General features: G+C 55.9%; 4 protein-coding genes. 1 reads left to right on the top strand and 3 read right to left on the bottom strand.

Annotated features, from left to right (window positions below; all coding sequences use genetic code 11):
* Window positions 1-81: 81 nt before the first annotated feature.
* Window positions 82-366, bottom strand: a complete 285-nt coding sequence (locus V6C16_RS08980; protein ID WP_333536817.1) for a hypothetical protein — start codon at window positions 364-366, stop codon at window positions 82-84.
* 8 nt (window positions 367-374) lie between these two features.
* Window positions 375-689 carry a DUF883 family protein gene (locus tag V6C16_RS08975; RefSeq protein WP_333536818.1) on the bottom strand — a complete coding sequence of 105 codons (315 nt, stop codon included), beginning with the start codon at window positions 687-689 and terminating at the stop codon, window positions 375-377.
* Window positions 690-916: 227 nt separating this feature from the next.
* Here V6C16_RS08975 and V6C16_RS08970 point away from each other — a divergent pair, with 227 nt between their 5' ends.
* Window positions 917-1,252: a hypothetical protein gene (locus tag V6C16_RS08970; RefSeq protein WP_333536820.1), complete on the top strand. Its 336-nt coding sequence runs from the start codon at window positions 917-919 to the stop codon at window positions 1,250-1,252.
* Window positions 1,253-1,711: 459 nt separating this feature from the next.
* On the opposite strand, the gene V6C16_RS08965 is transcribed toward V6C16_RS08970, so the two are convergent.
* Window positions 1,712-3,526, bottom strand: coding sequence for a KUP/HAK/KT family potassium transporter (locus V6C16_RS08965; protein WP_333536821.1), 1,815 nt, complete (start codon window positions 3,524-3,526; stop codon window positions 1,712-1,714).
* Window positions 3,527-3,873 lie beyond the last annotated feature (347 nt).

Raw genomic sequence — 3,873 nt, 5'->3', positions numbered from 1 at the left:
TACAGGTGAGGGGGCGTTTGCGCACCAGAGCATACGGGTCAAAGCCGGCGGCAGCTTCCCGCAGGCGACGCTTGGCCTCGTCTACTGTGGCGTTTTCTTGCGTGGAAGAGACAGCCATAACAAACCTCCGGCAACGCCCGCACAGGCCAGGGCCAGAATGCCCATAACCCACGCCGGATGCAGGATGACGATCAGCGCCTGATACAGGGCCGCGACCAGAAAGGCCACAGCCGCAGCCCCGAACAGCAGACCGAGGGCCAGCAGCACAGCCATGCGCACCGTAAGCAGCGCGTGATGCCGCAGCTGCCGACCCTCAGCCTCCAACAGGTCAAAGAAACGGATTACTATCTCGGTAAGGCCGTTCACGCCCGATACTACTTGCCGTGCCGGAAGAGAAGAGAAAGCGCATACCCCGCGCCAAAGGCCAGCAGCAGGCTGCCCAGGGGGTTCTGACGGATGCGTTCGCTGACATTCTCAACGCCGTCTCCACCGGCGGCCATGACTTTTTGCAGTTTTTCGGCCGCAAGCTTCTGATACTTCTCAACTTCATCTTCCAGCCGCGAACTTACAGAAGCCGCGTGGTAGGAAGCGTTTTTTTCGGCGGTCTTGGCAAGGGTTTCGATCTGCTTGCGCAGGGCCTGCACTTCTTCTCTCAGGGTATCCATATTTTCTTCGTTTTTCACGTTCATATGTCTCTCCTTTTCAAACCTCCGGCCTGCACAGAGGCCGGGGCATTTTCATATATCGGACCACACTCGCAACATATCCCAATCACGATATACGCGCAACAGCAGCCGCGCCCCAAGCCCTGGCGGCTGTGCGAACCGCGCGTATTTTTCCGGCCGGACCGCTTTACACAGCCGACTTTTCGGACAACAATCAGCGTGAGCAGGCAAAAAATCGAGGCGAGGTTTTCATGCAAGACAAAAGAAAGATGGCCGTTATCATTGTCATGTCCGCAATTGTTTTCATCATTACCCTGCTGGGGCAGATGATGCTCGGACAACGCACCCAGGACGAACAAAACCGCACTCCGGCAGCGCAGACCCAAACCGCGCCCACAGCCGCAACCCCGGCAAACACTGCTGACGCCCCTGCGCCGGCGCAAACCGAAGTCGCGCCCGGCCAGCCTGCGAAACTGCCTGCCGAACAGCCCGGTCTGGAAAAGGCTCCTGTGGAAAATGCACCGGCGGCCAGTGTCCCCGTGGAAACACCCCCTGCCCAAAGCCGGGAGCAGAAAAACCCGTCATAGAGCAGATTAGCTTTGAGAATGTACATTCTCAAAGTTTAAGACACGCTCGCTTCGATGCTTAACCGCGCAAGTAAATAGCCCTGCTGTCTTCGTGGCAGCCGTTGGCGAGCCTGCGAGCCTTATGAATGGCGACAGTGGTTGTGTGGAAACAAACCGCTCGTTACACATGGTGTCTGCAAGCGTAATTTCCCGCGTTACAACTCCTGAAGCATCCGTAACTTCCTTTGTCGTAACGGCTGAAGCTGCGCTTGCATCTTTGCGGCGGGCGACTGCTCACGCCTTCGCAGAACAGTTTCAAAGCCAAACTGCTCTAGACAGTGTCGTCACGAGATGAATTTCCTTGGTATATCAAGGAGAACGAGCCTTTTACGCAGGGAGTGTACTCTTATGGTACTCGACCGGAATAAAAGGCGAAGTTCGACACAGAGATACCGGGAAAGGCGCTCGTGACGACACTGTCTAAAGTGAAATCCGGCTGACGACCCCGTGAACTGAATGCAGCGGCAGCTTATAAAACTGCACAAAAGGCGGAGCAAGCTTTTTGATGACCGCATAGACCTTCCACACAATGGAGCGGGTGAATATGTCCTCAACCCCGTAAAATATGGCTCGCGGCTTGAGGCCCATCTGCTCCATCAGCCCGTCAATATCTATATACTCCATATAGCCGGCGGTAACGGTAAACACCTGTATTCCCGCCACTGGCGTATCCTCAAAATGGCATTCCAGACCTTGCGGCTCATACGTACGCGAAATGCTGAGCATGACGTTGCGTTCGTAAATGATGCCGTTGTCAAACATGGTTCTGCAAATATACGGCGATATGTTGTCCAGGCTGCGCAGAAAGAAGATGGCCGTCCCCTTGATGGTATGCCCCTGCTTTCTCTGCTTTGTAAATTTTTCCATAAAAACGTCTTGCGGCATGGGCTGCATGCGCTGATACACGGCCTTCTGCCCCTGCGTATAAATGAGGATGATCCCCAAGGGTATCATGGCAATGACCAGCGACCAGTAGCCCCCGTGCGGCAACTTGTAAAAGTTCGCCACCAGATAGATCACATCCAGAACGCAGATGGCCGCTGCCGTAGCGCACAGCCAGGGGCGCTTTTTCAGGTGGAATATCCAGGCCATAAGAATGCCCGTGATGGTCATGGTTCCGGTAACGGCCAGGCCGTAGGCCGCGGCGAGCCTGTGCGACTCCTTGAAGCCGATGATGACCAGCACCACGGCAATGAACAAGGCCCAGTTTACGGAGCCTATGTAAATCTGCGAGTGCATTTCCTTTGAGGTATAATCCACCTTGAAAAGAGGCATGATATGCGTAGCCATGCTCTGGTACATAATGGAAAAAATGCCGCTGATGAGGGATTGGGACGCAATAATGGTCGCCAGAAGGCTCAATATCAGGAACGGGGCATACAGCCACCGCGCCTGACTGTGAACCATCTCAAACAGCACGTTGTTCGCGCCGGGATTATGGACGAGAAAGGCCGTCTGCCCCATGTAGCACAGCAAAAGCGCGGTAAAAACCATGCCCCAGGCGGCCAGGATGGGCTTGCGCCCCATATGCCCCATGTCGGCATACAGGGCTTCGCCGCCGGTGGCGCACAGGATGACCTCTGAGAGCACAAAGAAGCCCGCCAGACCGTTACGCAGCATGAAATCAATGCCGTACCAAGGATTAACGGCCTTGAGCACCGCTGGAAACTGGCTGAGCGCCGCCAGGCCGGAACAGGCCAGAACCCCGAACCACACGGCCATGACCGGGCCAAAAAAGGCCGAGAGCCTGCTGCTGCCGTTTTTCTGAATGGAAAAAAGAAATACGGCCACAAGCAGGGCCAGGGCCACCAGCGCGCCTTGCGGAACATCTTCAAGGCCGGGCAGCAGCACCAGCCCTTCCACTGCCGAAAGGATGGTGATGGCCGGCGTAATGACGCCATCGCCCACAAGCAGTGAAACTCCGATAAACGCCAGCACCGAGGCCACGCCTATTTTCTTTCCGGACTGCAGCATGGGCCGCAGGATGGAAAGAAGCACAATGGTTCCGCCCTCTCCGGCCTTGCTCAGGCTCATCGCCAACCAGGCATACTCAACTGTTACAAGCAACAGCAGCGTCCATATGATCAGTGAAAGAATGCCGATAAAGTTGGCTTCGGTTCTTTCCGTCATCATAAAAATGACTGCCAGGGTGTATATGGGACTTGTGCCGATGTCGCCAAAAACAAGGCCCAGGGATTTTATGACACTGGCAGGGGATACTTTTTGCGAATCCATATGTCTCCAAGGGAAACCGTTTCGGACGGACCCGTTCCGACAGGGTTGCGAAACGGCAGGGAGCAAGAAAATACGTTGAAAAACCGGGGCGGCCGCGTGACGAAAAAGCCTTTGCAGAAGCGGCAAAACCGGCGGTGCGGCGAGAGAATATCCGGAAGCCGTTTCGAGCAAAACGGACACTATAGCAGAGAAAGCCCTCTGGCAATGCCCCACCCGACAGCCCCGTAAAGCGGCCTCACAGGGCAGCCGCGGGCAGCATTGCAGGGGTTGCGCGCTAATGCCACAGGCCCGGATGCACGCTTGCAGGGGCAAGCCTTCAGAGCAGGACCAAGGCGGCCCGTAACAGT

The sequence above is a fragment of the Desulfovibrio sp. 1188_IL3213 genome (assembly GCF_036763145.1).
Classification (GTDB): domain Bacteria; phylum Desulfobacterota; class Desulfovibrionia; order Desulfovibrionales; family Desulfovibrionaceae; genus Desulfovibrio.
Note: the sequence above shows the minus strand (reverse complement) of the source record. Positions and strands in the feature narration are given on the sequence as shown.

Coding starts and splice junctions, on each gene's coding strand:
- V6C16_RS08975 (WP_333536818.1), bottom strand. CDS start 689: ATGAACGTGAAAAACGAAGAAAATATGGATACCCTGAGAGAAGAAGTG.
- V6C16_RS08970 (WP_333536820.1), top strand. CDS start 917: ATGCAAGACAAAAGAAAGATGGCCGTTATCATTGTCATGTCCGCAATT.
- V6C16_RS08965 (WP_333536821.1), bottom strand. CDS start 3,526: ATGGATTCGCAAAAAGTATCCCCTGCCAGTGTCATAAAATCCCTGGGC.